General features: G+C 38.6%; 19 protein-coding genes. All 19 read right to left on the bottom strand.

The annotated features are described in order from the left end of the window. Positions 1 to 106: 106 nt before the first annotated feature. Positions 107 to 556: a dUTP diphosphatase gene (dut, locus tag QZ334_RS02215; protein ID WP_060924693.1), complete on the bottom strand. Its 450-nt coding sequence runs from the start codon at positions 554 to 556 to the stop codon at positions 107 to 109. A gap of 10 nt (positions 557 to 566) precedes the next feature. Continuing rightward, positions 567 to 2,636 (bottom strand): polyribonucleotide nucleotidyltransferase, encoded by a 2,070-nt coding sequence (locus QZ334_RS02210; protein WP_295231570.1) that lies wholly within the window; start codon positions 2,634 to 2,636, stop codon positions 567 to 569. Between the two features lie 409 nt (positions 2,637 to 3,045). Then, positions 3,046 to 3,312: a 30S ribosomal protein S15 gene (gene rpsO, locus QZ334_RS02205; protein ID WP_005386879.1), complete on the bottom strand. Its 267-nt coding sequence runs from the start codon at positions 3,310 to 3,312 to the stop codon at positions 3,046 to 3,048. Positions 3,313 to 3,477: 165 nt separating this feature from the next. Further along, a complete protein-coding gene (locus QZ334_RS02200; RefSeq protein ID WP_024066235.1) occupies positions 3,478 to 4,275 on the bottom strand; it encodes an ABC transporter ATP-binding protein in 798 nt (265 codons plus the stop codon). Between the two features lie 10 nt (positions 4,276 to 4,285). After that, positions 4,286 to 5,158: an ABC transporter permease gene (locus QZ334_RS02195; protein ID WP_024066234.1), complete on the bottom strand. Its 873-nt coding sequence runs from the start codon at positions 5,156 to 5,158 to the stop codon at positions 4,286 to 4,288. Between the two features lie 11 nt (positions 5,159 to 5,169). Next, a complete protein-coding gene (locus QZ334_RS02190) occupies positions 5,170 to 6,150 on the bottom strand; it encodes an ABC transporter substrate-binding protein (RefSeq protein WP_178885117.1) in 981 nt (326 codons plus the stop codon). A 24-nt stretch (positions 6,151 to 6,174) separates the two neighbouring features. After that, positions 6,175 to 7,152 carry an ABC transporter substrate-binding protein gene (locus QZ334_RS02185; RefSeq protein WP_119206687.1) on the bottom strand — a complete coding sequence of 326 codons (978 nt, stop codon included), beginning with the start codon at positions 7,150 to 7,152 and terminating at the stop codon, positions 6,175 to 6,177. A 131-nt stretch (positions 7,153 to 7,283) separates the two neighbouring features. After that, complete coding sequence (locus QZ334_RS02180) at positions 7,284 to 7,661, bottom strand: hypothetical protein (protein ID WP_295231565.1); 378 nt, start codon at positions 7,659 to 7,661, stop codon at positions 7,284 to 7,286. Between the two features lie 50 nt (positions 7,662 to 7,711). Beyond that, positions 7,712 to 9,103, bottom strand: coding sequence for an aminopeptidase (locus QZ334_RS02175; RefSeq protein ID WP_195186030.1), 1,392 nt, complete (start codon positions 9,101 to 9,103; stop codon positions 7,712 to 7,714). Positions 9,104 to 9,173: 70 nt separating this feature from the next. After that, positions 9,174 to 10,157 (bottom strand): 3'-5' exonuclease, encoded by a 984-nt coding sequence (locus QZ334_RS02170; protein WP_156719737.1) that lies wholly within the window; start codon positions 10,155 to 10,157, stop codon positions 9,174 to 9,176. A gap of 4 nt (positions 10,158 to 10,161) precedes the next feature. After that, a complete protein-coding gene (locus QZ334_RS02165; RefSeq protein WP_295231562.1) occupies positions 10,162 to 11,202 on the bottom strand; it encodes a glycosyltransferase family 9 protein in 1,041 nt (346 codons plus the stop codon). Continuing rightward, the gene (locus tag QZ334_RS02160) at positions 11,202 to 12,221 is read right to left on the bottom strand and encodes a glycosyltransferase family 9 protein (protein ID WP_024066227.1); all 1,020 of its coding nucleotides are present in this window, start codon (positions 12,219 to 12,221) and stop codon (positions 11,202 to 11,204) included. The genes QZ334_RS02165 and QZ334_RS02160 overlap by 1 nt, the downstream gene beginning before the upstream one ends. Positions 12,222 to 12,313: 92 nt before the next feature. Further along, positions 12,314 to 12,808 (bottom strand): D-glycero-alpha-D-manno-heptose-1,7-bisphosphate 7-phosphatase, encoded by a 495-nt coding sequence (locus QZ334_RS02155; RefSeq protein WP_213466920.1) that lies wholly within the window; start codon positions 12,806 to 12,808, stop codon positions 12,314 to 12,316. Beyond that, positions 12,808 to 13,773 carry an ADP-glyceromanno-heptose 6-epimerase gene (rfaD, locus tag QZ334_RS02150; protein ID WP_005386892.1) on the bottom strand — a complete coding sequence of 322 codons (966 nt, stop codon included), beginning with the start codon at positions 13,771 to 13,773 and terminating at the stop codon, positions 12,808 to 12,810. Before rfaD ends, QZ334_RS02155 begins: the two co-directional genes overlap by 1 nt. Next, positions 13,770 to 15,248 (bottom strand): D-glycero-beta-D-manno-heptose-7-phosphate kinase, encoded by a 1,479-nt coding sequence (gene rfaE1, locus QZ334_RS02145; RefSeq protein ID WP_295231560.1) that lies wholly within the window; start codon positions 15,246 to 15,248, stop codon positions 13,770 to 13,772. Before rfaE1 ends, rfaD begins: the two co-directional genes overlap by 4 nt. Before the next feature lie 96 nt (positions 15,249 to 15,344). Beyond that, positions 15,345 to 15,914: a D-sedoheptulose 7-phosphate isomerase gene (gmhA, locus tag QZ334_RS02140; protein WP_295231558.1), complete on the bottom strand. Its 570-nt coding sequence runs from the start codon at positions 15,912 to 15,914 to the stop codon at positions 15,345 to 15,347. Next, a complete protein-coding gene (locus tag QZ334_RS02135) occupies positions 15,914 to 16,840 on the bottom strand; it encodes a dipeptidase (RefSeq protein ID WP_295231556.1) in 927 nt (308 codons plus the stop codon). Before QZ334_RS02135 ends, gmhA begins: the two co-directional genes overlap by 1 nt. Positions 16,841 to 16,865: 25 nt before the next feature. Further along, a complete protein-coding gene (gene nrdR, locus QZ334_RS02130) occupies positions 16,866 to 17,342 on the bottom strand; it encodes a transcriptional regulator NrdR (RefSeq protein WP_105081086.1) in 477 nt (158 codons plus the stop codon). Between the two features lie 198 nt (positions 17,343 to 17,540). Continuing rightward, positions 17,541 to 20,987, bottom strand: coding sequence for a pyruvate carboxylase (locus tag QZ334_RS02125; RefSeq protein WP_105094255.1), 3,447 nt, complete (start codon positions 20,985 to 20,987; stop codon positions 17,541 to 17,543). Positions 20,988 to 21,078: the final 91 nt, after the last annotated feature.

Below are 21,078 nucleotides of genomic sequence, written 5' to 3'. Positions count from 1 at the left end.
ACACGTATCCGTGTGTGTTAATAATTAATTTAAAAAATTTTATTAGAAAAAGCCGCTCAACTTTAGTTGAGCGGCTTTCACCATTCTATTTAGAATTGTATGTTGTTTACATAGTCCCAGTACTACCAATACCGCCTGTACGAATACCTGTAGCATCGTCATCGTTAGTGATAAGGTATTTTGAGAAGATGCCTTGGGCAACGCGTTCACCTTTTTCTAGGGAAACTGTTTCTTTACCATAATTGAGTAGAGCGATCATGATATGACCCTCGTTGTCCTCATTATTATAGTAATCACTGTCGATAATGCCTGTGCTATTCACGAGTGCCAGATGGCGTTTAATGGCCATGCTAGAACGAATGTGAATGGCAAGGTATTCATCGTATGCCATGAAAGCTTTAATACCTGTTGGCACTAATACTACTTGACCTGGTTCTAAAGTAACAGCTTCAGCGCATTCAATATCATAGCCTGCGCTTTCTGTTGTTTTACGTGTCGGTAAATTGATATCTTGTTCTTCAAAAGCAGAAACTACTTCAAAGCCACGAATATCCATGTAACACCTCTTATTTTAAACAATCTTTACGGGACAAGTTGATACGGCCTTGTTTATCGATTTCGATAACTTTTACCATAATCTCATCCCCTACATTTACTACGTCTTCTACATTTTCAACGCGTTCTTTCGCAAGTTTGGAAATATGTACAAGACCTTCTTTACCTGGTAATACTTCTACAAAAGCACCGAATGCCATCAAACGAGTTACTTTACCAAGGTATACTTCACCTACTTCAACCTCTTTAGTAAGGTTTTCAATGATTTGTTGTGCTTTAGCAGCACCATCTTGATCTACAGAAGCGATGAATACTGTGCCATCATCTTCGATGTCGATTTTTGCACCTGTTTCGTCAATAATACCACGAATTACTTTACCGCCAGAACCAATTACATCACGAATCTTATCTGGATCAATTTTCATTGTAATAATACGTGGAGCGTATTGAGACATTTGTTGACGTGGTTCAGCAATTGTATCAAGCATGATACCCATGATATGCATACGGCCTTTATGAGCTTGTTCTAATGCTTCATGAAGGATTTCACGGGATAAGCCGGAAATTTTGATATCCATTTGAATTGCTGTTACACCTTTTGCTGTACCAGCCACTTTAAAGTCCATGTCACCAAGAGCATCTTCCATGCCTTGGATATCAGTTAAGATTGTGTAGTGTTCGCCTTGAGTTACGAGACCCATAGCGATACCAGCTACAGGAGCTTTAATAGGTACACCAGCATCCATCAAGGATAATGTGGAGCCACAAACGGATGCCATGGAGCTAGAACCGTTAGATTCCAACACTTCAGATACTAAACGCAATGCATATGGGAATTCTTCTTCACTAGGAATTACAGGTACCAATGCACGTTCAGCCAACGCACCATGACCAATTTCACGGCGACCAGGACCACGGGAGGAACGAGTTTCACCTACGGAGAAGGATGGGAAATTATAGTGGTGAATGTAACGTTTTTCTGTTTCTAAACCAATGCCATCAATTGTTTGAGTTTCAGACAATGGAGCTACAGTAGCAACGTTCAATACTTGAGTTTGACCACGAGTAAATAAGCCAGAACCATGTGTACGAGGTAATACACCTGTACGGCAAGAGATTGGACGAACTTCATCAAGTTTACGTCCATCTGGACGGATTTTTTCAACAGTAATCATATGACGCACGATTTCTTTTGTCATTGCGTCAAATGCTTTATTTACATCCGCCAAGTTATCTGGGTAGATTTCTTCAAAGTGAGCTAATACATCGGCACGTACTTCGCTTTCTTGCGCATCACGTTGTTGTTTATCTGCACAACGAACTGCTGCATCAAGTTTATCATGACCATACGCACGAACTGCATCAGCGATTTCAGCTGGCACATCTTTACTTTCAAATATGCGTTTTTCCTTGCCCACTTTTGCTTTCATATCTTCTTGGAAAGCTACGATTTTTTTGATTTCTTCATGAGCTGCCATGATGACTTCAAGAATAGTTTCTTCTGGAACCTCTTGAGCACCACCTTCAACCATGAGGATAGCATCTTTTGTACCAGCTACAACGATATTAAGATCTGTTGCTTCTAATTGTTCTTTTGTTGGGTTCACAACAAATTCACCGTTGATACGCCCCATACGAACGCCTGCAATAGGACCATTCCAAGGAATATCAGAAATGGATAAAGCAGCTGAAGCGCCAATCATACCACAGATTGCTGGATCACAATCTTGATCAACGGACATAACAGTTGCCACTACGTGTACTTCATTACGTACACCTTTATCAAATAATGGACGAATAGGACGGTCAATCAAACGGCTATTCAAAATCGCAGATTCAGGTGGACGTGCTTCACGTTTAATGAAGCCACCTGGTAAACGACCAACAGCGTACATTTTTTCTTCATAGTCTACTGTAAGTGGGAAGAAATCGATATCCTTCGCCTCTTTAGAACCTGTAGCGGTAACGAGTACACGAGTATCACCGTAACCAACCATTACGGCACCGCCAGCTTGTTTTGCAAGTTCCCCAGTCTCGATCGTAAGCGTACGACCAGCTAGGTCCATTTGGAATTGTTCCATTCCTATTCCTCCTAAAAATCTTCTTATATGTATACCTTCTTATTATATATCATCAGTTAAAAATAAGCTATTTTTTAACTTATTATAATATACGTTAGTTCATTTTATTATGATATACTTATCACGTTGCTAACTCCTAATCTGGCAACAGAGAGGAGGTGTTTTCGTGATAGATTATTTTGTTTCCCTTATTATCACTATCATAGGTGGTGTAACTTGCCATTACATCATCAAGTGGCTAGATAGTAGATTTAAATAGCAACTAGCACAACAAAAAGGACAGAGTTGCCGCTCTGTCCTTTTTTCGTGTTTCCACAATAGATTATCGGCATTCGTTTCCCTTTGCCTAACGTTATTATAACATAGAGAAATAAAATAAAAAAGCCGTCCTATAGGACGGCTAATTTTATTATTTACGAAGACCAAGACGTTCGATAAGGGAACGGTAACGTTCGATATCTTTACGACGAAGGTAGTCAAGCATGTTACGGCGTTGACCAACTAATTTCAACAAACCACGACGGGAATGATGGTCTTTTTTGTGTTCTTTCAAGTGATCTGTTAAGTATTGGATGCGGCTTGTTAAAATCGCAACTTGTACTTCTGGAGAACCAGTGTCACCTTCATGAGTAGCGTATTCTTTAATTACTGCTAATTTAGCTTCTGTAGTTAACATTAATGTTACCTCCTAAAAAAATAAATAATCCCGATAAGCTTAAGTAACCGTTGGAGATTCGAATACTTCGCTTACGATATGTCTTACGACCTTATTTAGTATACAGTATCTTCCTTAACTTGTAAAGGTATGTCATAAATAAAAGAGGGCTTATGCCCTCTTCTATTATTTCGCACCTAGCACCATGCGGTCGCTCAATGCATTTTCCCCAGCTACTTCAAATTTTTGTAATAAATCGGCAACTGTTAATTTTTTCTTTTCTTCCCCTTTTACATCATAGATAATGCGGCCAGCATCCATCATGATGAGGCGATTACCAAAGCGCAATGCATCACGCATGTTGTGGGTAATCATGAGAGTCGTTAAGTTATGTTCAGCCACAAGTTTATCAGTCAATTGCAAAACATTTTCTGCCGTCTTAGGGTCAAGAGCCGCTGTATGTTCGTCAAGTAATAAAAGTTCAGGACGAAGCATAGTAGCCATCAACAATGTAATGGATTGGCGTTGACCACCAGATAACAATCCCATACGAGCAGATAAGCGGTCTTCAAGGCCTAAACCTAATAGTGCAAGGCGTTCTTTGAAGAATGCTTGTTCGCTATCTTTGAAAGCCCATTTAAGACCTAAGTTTTTACCACGGCGCATAGCAAGGATCAAGTTTTCCTCAATTTGCATATTGCCTGCAGTACCAACCATAGGATCTTGGAATACACGACCAATGTATTTAGCACGTTTGTATTCAGGCATTTTTGTGACATCAATATCATTGATTGTAATGGAACCTTCATCTACTGGGAATACACCAGCGATGGAGTTTAGCAACGTACTTTTACCAGCACCATTACCACCGATTACAGTACAGAAATCGCCTTCTTCTAAACGAAGATCAATACCTTGAAGAGCAGTTTTTTCATTGATTGTGCCCTTAAAGAAGGTTTTTACCATATTTTTTACTTCTAACATAGTGTCCTCCTTAGCGAGCCAACCATTTTGCTTTCAATGTAGGCAAGGAAAGCGCGATGGCAACAAGAATAGCAGTGAATAATTTCAAGTCGTTTGGTGGCATACCCATATAGAGTACAGCCGCAATAACGATACGATATACGATAGAACCAAGTACTACAGCGATGAGGCTACGTACAAAGGATTTTGTACCAAATACTACCTCACCGATAATTACGGACGCCAAGCCGATTACGATAGTACCAATACCCATACCTACGTCGGCAAAGCCTTGGAATTGACCAATCAATGCACCAGACATACCAACAAAACCGTTGGAAATCAAAAGACCAAGAACGATCATGTTGTCAGTATTTACACCTTGGGCACGAATCATTTGAGGGTTAACACCTGTTGCACGTAATGCTGTACCAATTTCAGTACCGAAGAACCAGAATAGTAATAAGCAAACTACAACAGCTACGATGATACCTACGATAGCTGCAGACCACATATTTGCTGTATGAAGTACACTACCGATAATTGTATAAATTGTATCCATACGAAGCAAAGATACATTAGCTTTACCCATAATATGAAGATTAATGGAGTATAAAGCAATCATTGTTAAGATACCAGCTAGCAATGCAGGGATCTTCAATTTAGTATGAATCCAACCTGTTACAGCACCTGCGGCCATACCGCCAATGCCGGCAATCAAGATAGATAGGATTGGGTTCATACCACTTGTAATTAAAATTGCAGAAATGGCCGCCCCCATTGGAAACGTACCTTCTACGGTTAAGTCAGCCACATCTAATACACGGAAGGTGATGAAAACACCAACCGCTAACAAAGACCATAAAAGGCCAGTTGTTATGGTGCCTACCACTAAATCTAACATCAAAATCTCCTCTATTGTTTCATATCTTTACGAAGTGCTTCAGGAATTGTGATACCTAATTTTTTAGCACGTTCTTCATTAACAGTTAACTTAATATCTTTTTGTGTTTCAATGGCTAAATCAGAAATTTTAGCTTCACCAGAAAGCACTTTTGCAGCCATTAAACCAGTTTGATAACCTAATTTATAGTAGTCAACAGAATATGTTGCCACACCACCAGTCATTGTCATGCCTTCATCGGCAGCAAATACTGGAATTTTAGCAGCATCAGTAATTTGAGCTAAGTTAGCCATAGCAGATGCCAATACATTATCAGTTGGTGTATAAATAGCTTGTACATCTTGGTTTACAAGATTTGTAGCTGCTTGTTGGATATCATTTACGTTAGAAACAGTTGCTTCTACAACAGTGATACCTTTAGTAGCTGCATAAGCTTTCATTTTTTCAACTTGAAGTTGGGAGTTGATTTCAGAAGATGTGTAAATTGCACCAATACGTTTTACATTTGGTACTAATGCAATAATAAGGTCAACCTCTTTTTCTACAGGTGTCATATCAGATGTACCAGATACATTACCACCTGGATGTTCGTTAGATTGAACGAGTTTCGCTGTAACGTAGTCTGTAATAGCAGTACCCATGATAGGAATATCATGAGATGCATTTGCCATCGTTTGTGCTGCTGGCGTTGCAATGGCTAATACTAAATCTTTTTTATCAGATACAAAGCGTTGAGCAATACTATTCAAATTAGATTGGTCAGCTTGAGCATTTTGTTGGTCTAATTTGATGTTTTCCCCATCTTTATAACCTTTAGATGCAAGGCCATCAACAAAGCCTTTATTAGCGGCATCAAGAGATGGATGTTCTACCAATTGAATAACTCCGATTTTCTTTTGATCATTAGTTGCTGTATTGGAACCGCAACCAGCTACCATTGCCATAATAGAGATAGCACTAAGTGCTACTGCAATACCTTTTTTCCAGTTCATATGTAACTCCTTACCAGTTGTGTATTAAATCATAGTTGCTTTGTTCATCAATTCTTCTGGTAATGTGATGCCCAATTTTTGTAATTTATCTTTACTTACAACTAATTTAAATTCTTTTTGCATTTCAATAGGCATATCTTCAACTTTAGCTTCACCAGTTAAAATTTTAGCTGCCATTAAACCTGTTTGGTATCCAAGTTTGTAGTAATCTACGGACAAGGACATTACAGCACCACCTTTTACGTGGTTATCTTCGCCGCCAAACACAGGAATTTTTGCTGGGTCGGTAATTGCTACAAGATTGCTCATCGCAGAAGCTACTACATTATCTGTTGGCACATAAATTGCGTCTACACGTTGAGACACAAGATTTTGTGCTGCTTGTTGAATATCGTTTACGTTAGAAACGGTAACTTCTTCAACCTTAACACCTTTTGTAGCTGCGTAAGCTTTCATTTTCTCAACTTGTATTTGAGAGTTTACTTCACTAGAGCTATAAATAGTACCAATTGTCTTAGCATTTGGTAATACTTGTAAAATTAAATCAACTTGTTGTTCTACTGGGTTCATATCAGATGTACCAGATACATTACCACCTGGTTTTTCATTAGATTTAACAAGTTTTGCTGCTTCGTAATCAGTAATAGCAGTCCCCAAGATTGGGATATCATGAGTTGCATTCGCCATAGATTGAGCTGCCGGTGTTGCAATCGCTAAGATTAAGTTTTTACGATCAGATACAAAACGCTGTGCAATACTGTTCAAATTAGATTGATCAGCTTGTGCATTTTGTTGGTCAAAGGTAATTTTATCTGCCAAGCCTTTTTCTTTTAAAGCATCAACAAAACCTTTGTTTGCTGCATCAAGTGCAGGATGTTCAACCAGTTGTACTACGCCAACCTTGTATTCACCATTAGATGTTGTTCCATTTGAGCCACAGCCTGTAAATGCCATCAATGCTGCCGCCGTGAGCGCTAGGGCAATACCTTTTTTTAAATTCATGGGGATTTCCTTCCTATCTGCAATGACTATAATACATCTATTATAAACAAATTTCTTTACTACATCAATGTAGCAGATTAAAGTATTTTACATTTGTCCATTTATAGGACACATAAAAATGTGAAATCCTCTTATTTTTCAAGAGATGTTAACATGTCTTCTGTTAGCTCATTGGCCGCTAAAATATAGTCTTTAAGGGTCCCTTTATCAAGAGCTACCTTCATAACGGGCACTTCAAATGGATCGAGGATGACACACATTAAAATTTCACCCGTTACATAATAACCAACTATAGCCTCCCCTTCTTCAGGATCTAAAGTTTCACGCTTTACCGTTACACAGTAAGGCTTCATTACCTGTGTTGCAGCTTCTGCTACTTCTTCACGATTAGAAATATATTCTTTAGCCTTTGTTTCAGGAATATCAAAAATATCGACTTTTACAGTCTTAACCTCTGTTGCCTCTCCCTTCGCTGCCTCTATGGCTGCGCCTAAATCTGTTTGATTCATATATACCTCACATAGAATGGACTTTCACCATTGGTGAAAGCCCCATAATTTTAGATTGATTCATCAGCTGCATTTAAGAATGCCACATAGCATTGTTTAGCCTCGTAAATATCCGCCTTGGATGTAACCTCCCATGGAGCATGCATACTAAGCACAGCCACGCCACAGTCGATAACATTCATACCGTATAAGGCCATGATATAAGCAATGGTACCACCACCGCCGAGATCAACCTTGCCAAGCTCTGCAGTTTGATATGTTACATTGTTAGATTCCATGACACGACGAATAAAGCCCATATATTCAGCATTGGCATCATTAGAACCAGATTTACCACGAGAGCCTGTAAATTTATTGAATACAACACCCATACCTAGGTAAGATGCATTTTTCTTTTCGAATGCAGATGCATATAAAGGATCATAGCCAGCACTAACATCGGAAGATAACATACGAGAATTTTCCAAGGTCCGTCGTACACTTACAGAATTAGGTTTACCCATAAGTGTGAGAACTTCTGCTACTGCATTTTCAAAGAAACGAGATTGCATACCAGTGGCGCCTACAGAACCGATTTCTTCTTTATCTACAAGCAAGCAACAAGTAGTACGTTTAACATTGTCTACTTCAAGCATAGCTACTAAGGATGTATACGCACATACGCGATCATCTTGTCCATAGGCCATAACCATGGAGCGGTCAAAGCCCATATCACGAGCCTTGCCTGCTGGTACGATTTCGAGTTCCGCAGATAATAAATCACGTTCTACAAAGCCATATTCTTTTTCAAGAAGGTTGTTAATAAATTTAGTAACCCCTTCTTTTTCTTCATCTTTTACAGGACGACTGCCTATGAGTAAATCAAGGGCTTCCCCTTCAATTACCTTAGCTGCATTCTTTTGCATTTGCTCTTGTCCCAAATGCGGTAACAAGTCTGTAATGCAGAATACAGGATCATTTTCGTTATCCCCAATATTGATGTTGATACGAGTACCATCTGTTTTTACTACAACGCCATGAATAGCAAGAGGCATCGCAACCCAATGGTATTTTTTAATGCCTCCATAGTAATGAGTATCCCAAAATACAAGATTGCTATCTTCATATTGTGGGTTTTGTTTTACATCGATACGTGGAGAGTCAATATGAGCACCTAAGATATTCATACCCAATTCAATATCATCAGTACCAATATTAAATAAAGCAATGGATTTATCCATATGTGTGTAATAAAGCTTGTCTCCTGCTTTAATTGGCGTATTGGATTTAATAATATCTTTTAAATTTACATATCCTTTTGCTTCTGCAAATTCAACGGCCTGTACAACACATTCACGTTCTGTTTTACCATTATCTAAAAATTGACGATATGTATCACTTAAGGCATATACCTTTTCCATAGTGGCATCGTCGTAATTATGCCATGCATATTTGCGTTCCATAATCTATCCTTTCTAAATGCTCACAAGCTAATAATTAAGAAACTATAGATGTGAACAGGAATTAATAAAATTATTTTTGGCGGTCCTTTTCAAGTTCCGCCCGGCGAAATTCCAAATATTTTCGCTCTTTCTCTCGATTAATTTCAGACTTCTGAGTATATAGAGAACGAATTTCGTCCGTACAATGCGTTAATACCTTTGTAACGTAGAATTTAGTACTACCGGACTTAATCGTATATTTTCCAACTTTAAGTTGCACTGCAAAATCGCCATGTTTAGGACAAACGCCTATAGCGAGATGCTTATCACCTTGCAATCGTTCTGGTCGCGTCATTTCCAAGCGGGTCTGACAATACGGGCAGAATGATAATCGAACCCTTCTATCATGAACAATGCGCTTCTTTTCAGGAAAGTTCTCATACATAAAGAACGTTAAAATTGGTGGATATAAGAAAGGATTACTACTTTCCTTTCGAATTAGATCATAATGTAAAATACCTTGTTGTATATCTAGCTTTTGACATATATGAGCCGTAAATACAGCATCATGTAATGCATTATGAGCAGATAAATGCTCCGTAGATATATTTAGGTCCTCCATGGCATGAGCCACAGAATACTGTTGACTCGTACCATATCGCTGATACGCATAAATCATCTGTGCATCTACCCATTGATCATAAGATAAAGCTTTCATCCTATGAAGCATTAGATTTTCACGCAATATGAGAATATCATCAGACCCCCAAGATAACAACATATACTCATCACCACACCAATTTTGAAAGTACTGCATAGCCGTCTTAAAGGGCACACCATGATCGAGTTCTCGTGATGTAATACCTGTCAATTCACGGACATGTTTATGCATCCGTGGCAGGTATTGTGGTTTGATGAACATTGTAAAATGATCTACAATGTCCATCTTTTCATTCAGTTTTACCGCTCCGATTTGAATGATTTCCCCAGTTAGTGGCATTTTTGTGCGCTTCATAAAGCTAATGTCATTGCTATAGGGTTGATTCCACTCTAAATCAAATACAATATAGTTCATATGTTTATTTCGATTCTGAAAGCAACGTTTCCGCTGCTTTAATGACCTGTTCTTCAGAAATTACGGACAAACCTTTGTAATTTCCTTCTTTAATAATCTTCTTCATGCTTTTACCAACCTCATAGGAGTCCATCGTTTCAAGAACGATAGCATGAGCTTGGTACGGACCATAAAAGAATGGGTTTGATGGACCGTAAAGCGCCACAATTGGCACCTTTTGGCTGATGGCCACATGCATAGGACCAGAGTCATTTGTAATCAATAGATTACAGCGGCTCATTGCCGCCGCCAATGGTCCTAACTGGAATTTTCCAGTAGCCACAATCGGTTTCGTTTCCATTTGTTCCACTACAGGTTGCACCATTTCGAGATCCATAGGGCCACCAAAGAATACCGTCTTATACCCTAAACGACCGAAATGATCAGCTACATGAGCAAATCGTTCAGCAGGCCAGCGCTTCTCAGGAACAGCACTACCAATATTAAAACCGATGAGTGTATCACTATCTGTTAAACCATGACTAGCATAGAACTCCTGAGCCTCACGGCGCCAGGCCTCACAAGTTTCAATGTGTAAACCAGAGTTAGAAATATCCGTTACACCTAATTGCTCCAGTACATTGATGTACATATCTGCAGCGTGGCGTGTTTTACGGTCTAGACGGGTGTATTTTGTCATAAATGGTCTAAATAAAAAATGACTCATACCAGTCGTAATGGGCGCATGAATCTTCCAGGCTAAATAGGAAGTACGTTCATTGGGGTGTAAATTGATAACGATATCAGGTTTACCCTTTGCATTAATCTCTCGAGCTATCTCATTGAGCCCAGAAATACTATTATGACGCCCCTTTTTATCTACAACGATAAGTTCATCAATATTTGGATTATATTGCATCACTTGTTGCAGTTTTTCATCTATTACATATGTAATATGACTATGTGGAGCCGCTTTACGTAGCACCTCTAAGAATGGAGTCGTTAAAATAACATCACCTAAGTGCATGAGAAAGGTGACCACAATGCGTTTATAATCAAGTTCCATTATAGTTCCTTTCCAATTACTTGCTCATATACAGACCACACAGCATCTACAGGAATTTGAGCCATACAATCAGGATCATCTACTAATGGCTGTTCAGGTGTAGCCTTTGATGTAGGTGAAATAATAAGATGTACATGACTCCCTCCATATGGACCAGTTCGTTTTGGAGATGTGGTTCCAAATAATGCAATCAAAGGCCGCTTCAGAGCATTAGCAATATGCAAAGGGCCCGTATCAGCACTGATGAAAATTTCACAGTGTCGAATCAACTCAATTAGCTCTGGCATGGATGTAGATCCCACTAGGTTAATGAGATTCTTATTTTTCACATAGTTTTCTATGAAAGCTCCTTTTTCTGCATCATCTGGAGCACCAGCAATAACTACTTTTTTACCTGATTCACATAAGCGGATACATAGCTCACCAAAGTTAAGAAGTGGCCATTCCTTAACAATCCAGCGAGCACCTGGTACAACTACTACATATTCATCTTCTACACCATGAGATTGTAACTTATGCTTAACGGACTTCTCCGCCTCCACATAAGCAGGCATAGGAAACTCTACGCCTTCTACATCGCCTCCAAGAGCACGTACGGTATCGAGGTATCGTTCGATAACATGATCGTATTTATGTTCACCAACAAGTGCTTTATTAACTAAATTACTGCCTTCACGAAGTTCCCAGTAGCCATATTTTTCAGGCGCACCAGATAATAATGATACAATGGCGCTCTTTGCAATACATTGAAGGTCTAAAGTCATATCAAAATGACGGCTATGTAAATCCTTACGTAACTGCCATAAATAAGCAGGCTTTTTAAGTTGTTTCTTGTCGATAATGATTACATCATCTACCCATGGTTTACCTGGTAGGAGACTCTCAAATTGTTCATGAATAGCCCATGTAATATGCGCATTAGGCCAATTTTTACGCACTGCATACAAGGTAGGCAATGCATGAATTACATCACCTAAAGAACTCATCTTAATGATGAGTATATTCTTGTAATCTTTCATATAGCCTCCCAAAATACAACACCACAACTAAAAAGCCTCATAACACCGTTGAATCTGATTTACTCTAAAGTAAGCGTAAAATAAATAATTGACTAAATAATAGTCTTAATAAAATCTAACAAATTTGTACCTGTAAATAGATAGCCTTTTACACCAGCCGCTTCTGCTGCATCAACATCGCGCTGACTATCACCGATAAGAAAGCTAGCTTTAGGATCTACATCATAATCCTTAATAGCTTGATTGATCATACCAGGCTTTGGCTTTCTACATTCACAATCGACAGCATAAAGTTGCACAGATCCTTCTTTATGGTGAGGGCAATAATAAAAATGTAAAATTGGTGCCCCACTGCGATCTAGTTCATGAGCCATGTGATCATGTAAAATCTGAACATCAGATTCCTTATAATAACCTCTAGCTACACCACTTTGATTTGTCACTACAATGAGGTCATAGCCCTTGTTATACGCATAAGCTAGTGCTTCTTTAGCTCCATCCACCCATTCTAAATCGCTGATTTTATATAAATAGCTAACATCTTTATTGATAACACCATCGCGATCTAAAAATAATACCTTGCGCATTAACGTAAATACCCTTCGTTATTATCGAGTAGTTCACAATATTCTTTAACAGCATCTTCCATTTTATGGAACCCTTTATCATAACCAGCAGCCAATAATTTAGTAGTATCAGCCTCAGTAAAGCTTTGGTATTTACCTTTTAATACCTCAGGGAATGGAATATATTCAATCTTGCCTTTACCGTTGTAGTCAATAACAGCTTGCATGAATTGATTAAAGCTATGAGCATTACCAGTACCGCAGTTAAAAGTACCAGAAATTTCTGGATGCTCCCAGAAGTAGAAGTTTACATTAACTACGTCTTTAACATAGATAAAGTCACGTGTTTGACCACCATCTTCGTAGCCATCTGTACCTTCAAATAGATTGATAATACCAGTTTCTTTATTTTTGTAGAACATTTGGCGAACTAAGGAAGCCATTTTATCTTTATGAGCTTCATTAGGACCATATACATTGAAGTAACGTAAACCTACAACTTGCGCTGTATACTCACCTTCATATTTACGCACATAACGGTCGAATAACAATTTAGAGTACGCATATGGATTGAGGGCTTCTTCGGCTTCTGGTTTTTCTACGAAACCATTAGTACCATTGCCATAAGTAGATGCAGAGGATGCATAGATGAATGGAATACGACGGTCTTGGCAATAATGGAATAGATTTTTAGAACCTTCATAGTTGTTCTTCATCATATATTTGCCGTTATATTCCATTGTGTCTGCACAAGCGCCTTCGTGGAATACGACTTCAATAGGGCCCACATCGAATGTACCGTCAGCGATAGCACAATCAAAATCATCACAATCGATATAATCTAAGAATTCTAGATTTTGAATATTTCGGATTTTACGACCATCTGTAAGGTCATCAACAATAAGAATATCTGTACGACCACGGTCATTTAACGCTTTCACAATATTACTGCCAATAAAACCAGCACCGCCTGTTACGATAATCATAATTTACCCTCCTTAGCCATAGTAGCTATTTTCCCTACAATATCTGATGTAGAATAACCTTCTTTAAATGAAAGCACCTCTACATGATCTACGGACTCACGTCCAATAATGTCTTCTATCTTATAATCGCCGCCCTTAACAAGCGTATTAGGACGTAAATAAGCTAATAGTTCAGCTGGTGTATCCTCTTCGAATAACACCACACCATCAATACAACGCAATGCGCTTAATAATGCAGCTCTATCCTCTTCACGTACGATGGGACGCGTTTCCCCTTTTAGGCGTCTAACAGAAGCATCGGAATTTAATCCAATAATTAAATGGTCGCCTAACTGAGCCGCCTCTTGTAAATACGTAATATGTCCACGATGAAGAATATCAAAACAACCATTAGTAAACACAACAGTTTCACCTTTGTTTTGCCATTGTGCAATAAGTTGCTTCATCTCTTCTTTTGTATATAAAGGTTTAGATTGAACACTATGCTTATAAGAATGCCATAAATCCAATAGTTCAGATCGGTGGATTGGATATGTGCCCACCTTAGATACGACAATGCCAGCAGCACCATTTGCAATATGTAATGCCAAACGCATAGATAGACCGCTAGCAAGGCATGTCATCATCATAGATACAACCGTATCGCCTGCACCACTTACATCGAATACCTCTTGTTGTGTAGCCGGATTATGCCATGTGCGTCCATCCTTTGCAATAACAGTAATCCCTTTTGCTGACCGTGTAGCTACAATATATTCTAAATCAACATTAGCCAGTACTGACTTAGCTGCCTCTACGATGGTGGCATCATCATTAGCTAACTTATGACCTACACATTCACCTAGTTCTTTTACATTCGGTGTAATACAGGTTGCACCATTATATTTAGACCAGTCTGAACCTTTAGGATCAACAATGGTTTGTACACCATACGCCTTAGCTAAACTAAAGATTTTTTTTAGCAATGTTGGTGTACAAACGCCTTTGCCATAGTCAGATACAACAATACCATCGATACCAGCCTTACAAAGATTTTCTAGCCAAGCAGACAGTCGTTTCTCTTCCTCACTTGTTAAATCTGTAATCGTTTCAAAATCAAGACGCATCATCTGTTGTCGATCGCCTAGAATACGCATTTTAGTAATGGTAGAACGATTATCACTCGTTAATAAACCTGTTGTATCAATCTTATCAGCCTTTAGCAATTGTTGTAATAAACGACCATGGTCATCATTACCAGCAATAGCACCAAGATATACTGTGCAATCTAAATTTGATAAGTTTGACGCAACATTACCAGCGCCACCAAGCACTTCTTTCATCTTTGCCACGCGGTTTACAGGAACCGGTGCTTCCGGAGAAATACGACTTACATCACCAAAAACATAACGATCTACCATCACATCACCTATAACGGCAATCTTTAGATTGGGTAGTTGTTTTGTCAAAAATTGATTAATGGTAGCATTTATCATAATCCACCTATTCCTTACCACAATATACATGTATAACGAGTTATCTAAGAAATCGGGTTTCAAACATGTATCTATTTATAAATATGACCGTAACGGTTAATAATCTTCTTCAATGATTTCGCACATTATATGACCTGCTAGAATGTGCATTTCTTGAATCCGAGCTGTCACATTGCTCGGAATAGCTAATGTAATATCACATAATTCACCTAGTTTTCCACCGCCTTCACCTGTGAAAGCTATGGTGTGCATGCCGATAGAACGGGCCATTTCTGCAGCTTTTACAACATTCTTGGAGTTCCCAGATGTAGAAATCCCAATGAGAACGTCACCTGTACGGCCTAAGCCCTCTACTTGACGTGCAAAAACAGATTCAAAATCATAGTCATTTGCAATAGCTGTTAATGCAGATGTATCAGTAGTCAATGCAATACCTGCAAGAGAGCGTCGTTCCTTTTTAAAGCGACAAATCAATTCAGCTGCTAAATGTTGAGAATCAGCAGCAGAGCCACCATTACCACAGAATAAAATTTTATTACCATTTTCAAGGGCAGACTTACAACGGTACGCAATCTCTTGAATCGTATCCATGTGCTCCATAGTCTTACCGAAAACCTCAAGATGTTCTGTAAAACGATCTGCAATGATTGGATTTAAATCAGTCATTATAAAATCTCCTTTAACAGTCTATCTGCATTTTTCCAGAATAATTTTTCACATTGTTCCACAGATAAACCAGCTTCTTTAAATGCATCGTATAATCGATACATTTCAGAAGTGTCTTTAATTTCTGTATCCGGCTTAATACCATCAAAATCGGTTCCTAATGCAACTACATCCTCCCCGCCTTTATTGATAAGATATAAACCATGATTTACGATATCTTCAATTCGACTTATCGGTGATGTGCCTAAAAAAGATTGGGCAAAGTTAAGGCCTATCACACCACCCTTATCAGCAATAAGCTTAATCAAATTATCTGGTAGATTTCTAGTATGGGCTGTAACTTCACGTGCATTGGAGTGTGATGCTACAAATGGTACATCTAAAATATCTCCTAATTGCTCAGTACCAGCATCATTCAGATGAGAACAATCGACGATTATCCCTAAATCTTGCATAGCCTCTACAAATTCAACGCCTTTTGATGTTAATTTTTTATGCTGCTCACCACAATGTGGCTCACCCAGTCCATTTGGATAATTCCAGGTAAGCGTAATAAGTCGAACCCCATCTTGATAAGCTTGTTTAAGTTTATCTAAGTCACCACCTAGTACGCCGCCCTCTTCAATAGACATGAGAGCTCCAATCTTGCCAGTCTCATATACATACTCTACATCTTGATAAGAGAGCACATGTTGTATGTGCTCTCCATAGTGATGAATTTGTGATGTACATAAATTACGCATCGCTTCATAACGACCATAAGGGTCATTTGTATCACCAAGATTGATAAATAATGCAAAATCCTGCACCTTGCTGTGAGCCTTTTGTAATTTTTCTATATCGATTTTCCAAGTATTACAATACAAATCTCCATTACTAGGATAATCTATTAACTTCATAATCGTATCGCAGTGTAAATCTATCATAAAGCCTCACATATACTATTAGTAATTAACTACGTTTTGGTTTTTTAGCATCTAGTTTTTTTAATGCTTTCAGTTCTTCCATAAAGCTATCAATATTATCAAACTTACGATATACGCTAGCAAAGCGAACGTATGCAACTTGGTCGATATCTTTTAATTGTTGCAATACAAGTTCACCTATACGATCAGTAGTTACCTCTTGGTTGATTTCATTACGAATATCACGCTCTACATCATTCACTACTTGTTCCATCACAGACATTGGTACGGTACGTTTATCACAAGAGCGCAATAGACCATTTAATAATTTACCGCGATCAAATAATTCACGACGTCCGTTTTTCTTTAACACCATAAGTGGTACTTCTTCTATAATTTCATAGGTAGTAAAGCGACGGCCACAATTGATACATTCGCGGCGACGGCGAATACTATTACCTTCATCAGTCGTTCTAGAGTCTGTTACCTTCGTGTCTGTGTGTTGGCAATAAGGACATCTCATCTGTTACTACTCCTTTTTTAATAATCACTCTAAAATAGTGCATAATACGCCCATTTTCTCTACTATATATAGTACCATGAAAGCCTTTAAAATACAAAGAATCCCTAGGATTTCCTAGGGATTCTTCCATTATTCTAGAGCATTTTATGTTATGAAATACTTTAGAAATAATATTTTTAATTTTATCTACTATTCTAACTATCGTTTAGGAGCATCTTCAACGCGAAGCAAGCAGTCGCCAGATTCGATGCGGCTACCTTCACGAACTAGAATTTCTTCTACGATACCATCGATAGGAGCAGTAATTGTAGTTTCCATCTTCATCGCTTCTGTAACGATCAATGGCTCACCTTTAGCTACAGATTGACCATTTTTAACGAGAATCTTAACAACGGAACCAGACAATGTAGCACCAATTTCACCAGGGTTAGATTCATCCGCTTTACGACGAACAACGCCAGTAGTCTTAGCATGTTTATCATGAACTTTAATACCACGAGGTTGACCATTGAACTCGAACAATACGATACGGTTACCATCTTCATCTGGTTCAGATAAGCCGTTCATTTTGATGATAAGTGTTTTACCTTTTTCGATAGTTACTTGAATTTCTTCGCCCCGTTTCATACCGAAGAAGAATGTTGGAGTATCAAGTACAGATACATTACCAAAGTCTTTTTTAAATTTATTGTAATCTTGGTAAACCTTAGGGTACAAGCAGTATGCACTGATATCTTCATCAGTTGTTTGAGCACCCATTTCACTCAATTCATTGCGAACATGTTCAAAGTCTGTTGGAGGCAATACTGCACCTGGACGAACTGTGATTGGTTTTGCACCTTTCAAGATAATTTTTTGTAACTCTTCAGGGAAACCTTGATATGGAGTGCCAAGACGACCTTCAAAGAATTCAACTACGGATTGAGGGAAGTCTAATACATCGCCTTTTTCGTAAATATCTTTTTCAGTCAAGTTATTTTGTACCATGTACAATGTCATATCACCTACAACTTTAGAGGATGGCGTTACTTTGATGATATCACCAAACATCATGTTTACTTGGTGGTACATTTTCTTAATATCAGCCCAACGATCACCAAGGCCTACCATCTTAGCTTGTTGTTGCAAGTTGGAATATTGACCACCTGGCATTTCATGTTGATATACTTCAGTGTTAGGATATGCTTCTGCTTTATCTACACCTTTGTAGTAAGGACGAATGCTGCCAAAGTAATGCGACATTTCTTCCATGTAATCAATGTTCATTTCAGGTTGACGGTCATGTCCACTCAATGCATAGTACATGGAGTTCATGCTAGGTTGAGATGTACCATTAGCAAATGCAGAGTATGCTAAGTCGATAACGTCTACACCAGCATCTACAGCGCGACCATAGGAATAGATAGCATTGCCAGAACCTTCATGTGTATGTAAATGAATCGGTACAGTAACAGCATCTTTTAAGGCAGATACAAGATTATAAGCAGCTTGAGGTTTCAATAAACCAGCCATATCTTTGATAGCAATAATATTAGCACCCGCTTTTTCAAGCTCTTTAGCCATATTTACATAGTAGTCTAAATTGTATTTAGGACGGTTGCTATCAAGAATATCTCCTGTATAGCACAATGCTACTTCAGCAATTTTGTTTTGTGCACGAACTTCATCAATAGCTACATGCATATTATCAAGGCTATTTAAGCTATCGAATACACGGAATACATCAATACCATTAGCAGCAGCACGTTGGATAAATTGACGAACTACATTATCTGGATAAGATGTGTAACCTACAGCATTAGCGCCACGAATAAGCATTTGAAGTAATGTATTAGGCACTTCGCGACGGAACATACGTAAGCGTTCCCATGGATCTTCATGTAAGAAACGATAGGATACGTCGAATGTAGCACCGCCCCAACATTCCAAGGAGAATAAGTTAGGAACACCTTTTGCAGCACGACCAGCTACGCGAGCCATATCAATGGTACGTAAACGTGTAGCAAATAAGGATTGGTGAGCATCACGCCATGTTGTATCTGTAAAGAATACTTGTTTTTGATCAGATAACCATTTACTGAAGCCTTCTGGTCCTAATTCATCAAATTTTTGTTTTGTACCAGCTGCTGGAGATACATCTAAATCAGATGGCATTTGAATTGGTTCAAAATCAGGTACCACTTGAGGACCTGCACCAGAGTAGCCATTGATTGTTACGTCAGCAATGTAACGTAATAATTTAGTACCACGATCGCGGTCTGGTTTTAATTCAAACAATTCTGGATGGTCTTCAATGAAGTTAACAGTGTAGTTACCGCTTTGGAATTCAGGATTTTCAAGAACGTTAATCAAGAAGTGAATATTAGTTTTAACGCCACGAATACGGAATTCTTTTAAACAACGAAGCATTTTACGAATAGTTTCTTCGTTGTTAGGACCGAATGCAGTCGCTTTTACAAGCAAGGAATCATAGTAAGGTGTTACTACGGCACCTGTGAAAGCATTACCAGAGTCTAAGCGGATACCAAAGCCACCGGAGCTACGATATGCCAAGATTTTACCTGTATCAGGCATGAAGTTATTTTTAGGGTCTTCTGTAGTGATACGACATTGGATTGCAGTACCTTTACAAGGAACTTCATCTTGTGCTGGAATACCTACTTCTGGGCTATGTAAGTCATAACCTTCAGCAATACGGATTTGAGAATGAACGATATCAATATCTGTAATCATTTCTGTTACAGTATGTTCTACTTGGATACGAGGGTTAACTTCGATGAAATAGAAGGAGCCATCAGCAGTTACCAAGAATTCTACAGTACCCGCATTAACGTAGCCAACATTTTTCATGATTTTTACAGCTGCATCACATACGGCTTTACGAGTTTCCAATGGCAATGCAAAAGCTGGAGCCATTTCAACAACCTTTTGGTGACGACGTTGTACAGAGCAATCACGTTCATGTAAATGAACTACATTACCATGTTCATCACCTAAGATTTGTACTTCAATATGTTTAGGTTCAACAATAAGTTTTTCTACATATACATCATCATCGCCAAAGGCAGCTTTCGCTTCAGATTTAGCACGATCATATGCATCACGAAGATCTTCTTTACGATGAACCTCACGCATACCACGGCCGCCGCCGCCATTTACGGCTTTGATCATCAATGGGAAACCATGAGTATTTGCAAATTCTTCTAATTGTTCAAAATCACGCAATGCCCCATCAGAACCTGGAATCATTGGGATATCTGCCAATTTAGCTTGTGCACGAGCATTAACCTTATCGCCGAACATATTTAAATGTTCTACATGAGGTCCGATAAAGATGATACCTTCTTCACCGCAACGACGAGCGAACTCTTCGTTTTCAGACAAGAAACCATAACCTGGATGGATAGCATCAATATCATGTTCTTTTGCAATACGGATAATATCTTCAATATCAAGATATGCTTCAACAGGTTTTTTACCTTCCCCTACGAGATAGGCTTCGTCAGCTTGGTTACGGTGCAAGGATAATGTATCCTCTTTGGAGTAAATGGCTACAGTTTTGATACCCATTTCATTACATGCACGGAACACGCGGATTGCAATTTCACCACGGTTGGCAACCAATACGGATTTAATTTTTCTCATGTATTGCCTCCTACTAGCTTCCACTAATGTGAACTATCAGCTTTCATTTTTATTAATATATGAATATTTCCTATACTTATAGACAAAACAA

This window comes from Veillonella sp. (assembly GCF_019414865.1).
Taxonomy (GTDB): domain Bacteria; phylum Bacillota; class Negativicutes; order Veillonellales; family Veillonellaceae; genus Veillonella.
The sequence above is the reverse complement of the archived record's forward strand: the minus strand, read 5'-3'. Positions and strand labels throughout refer to the sequence as shown.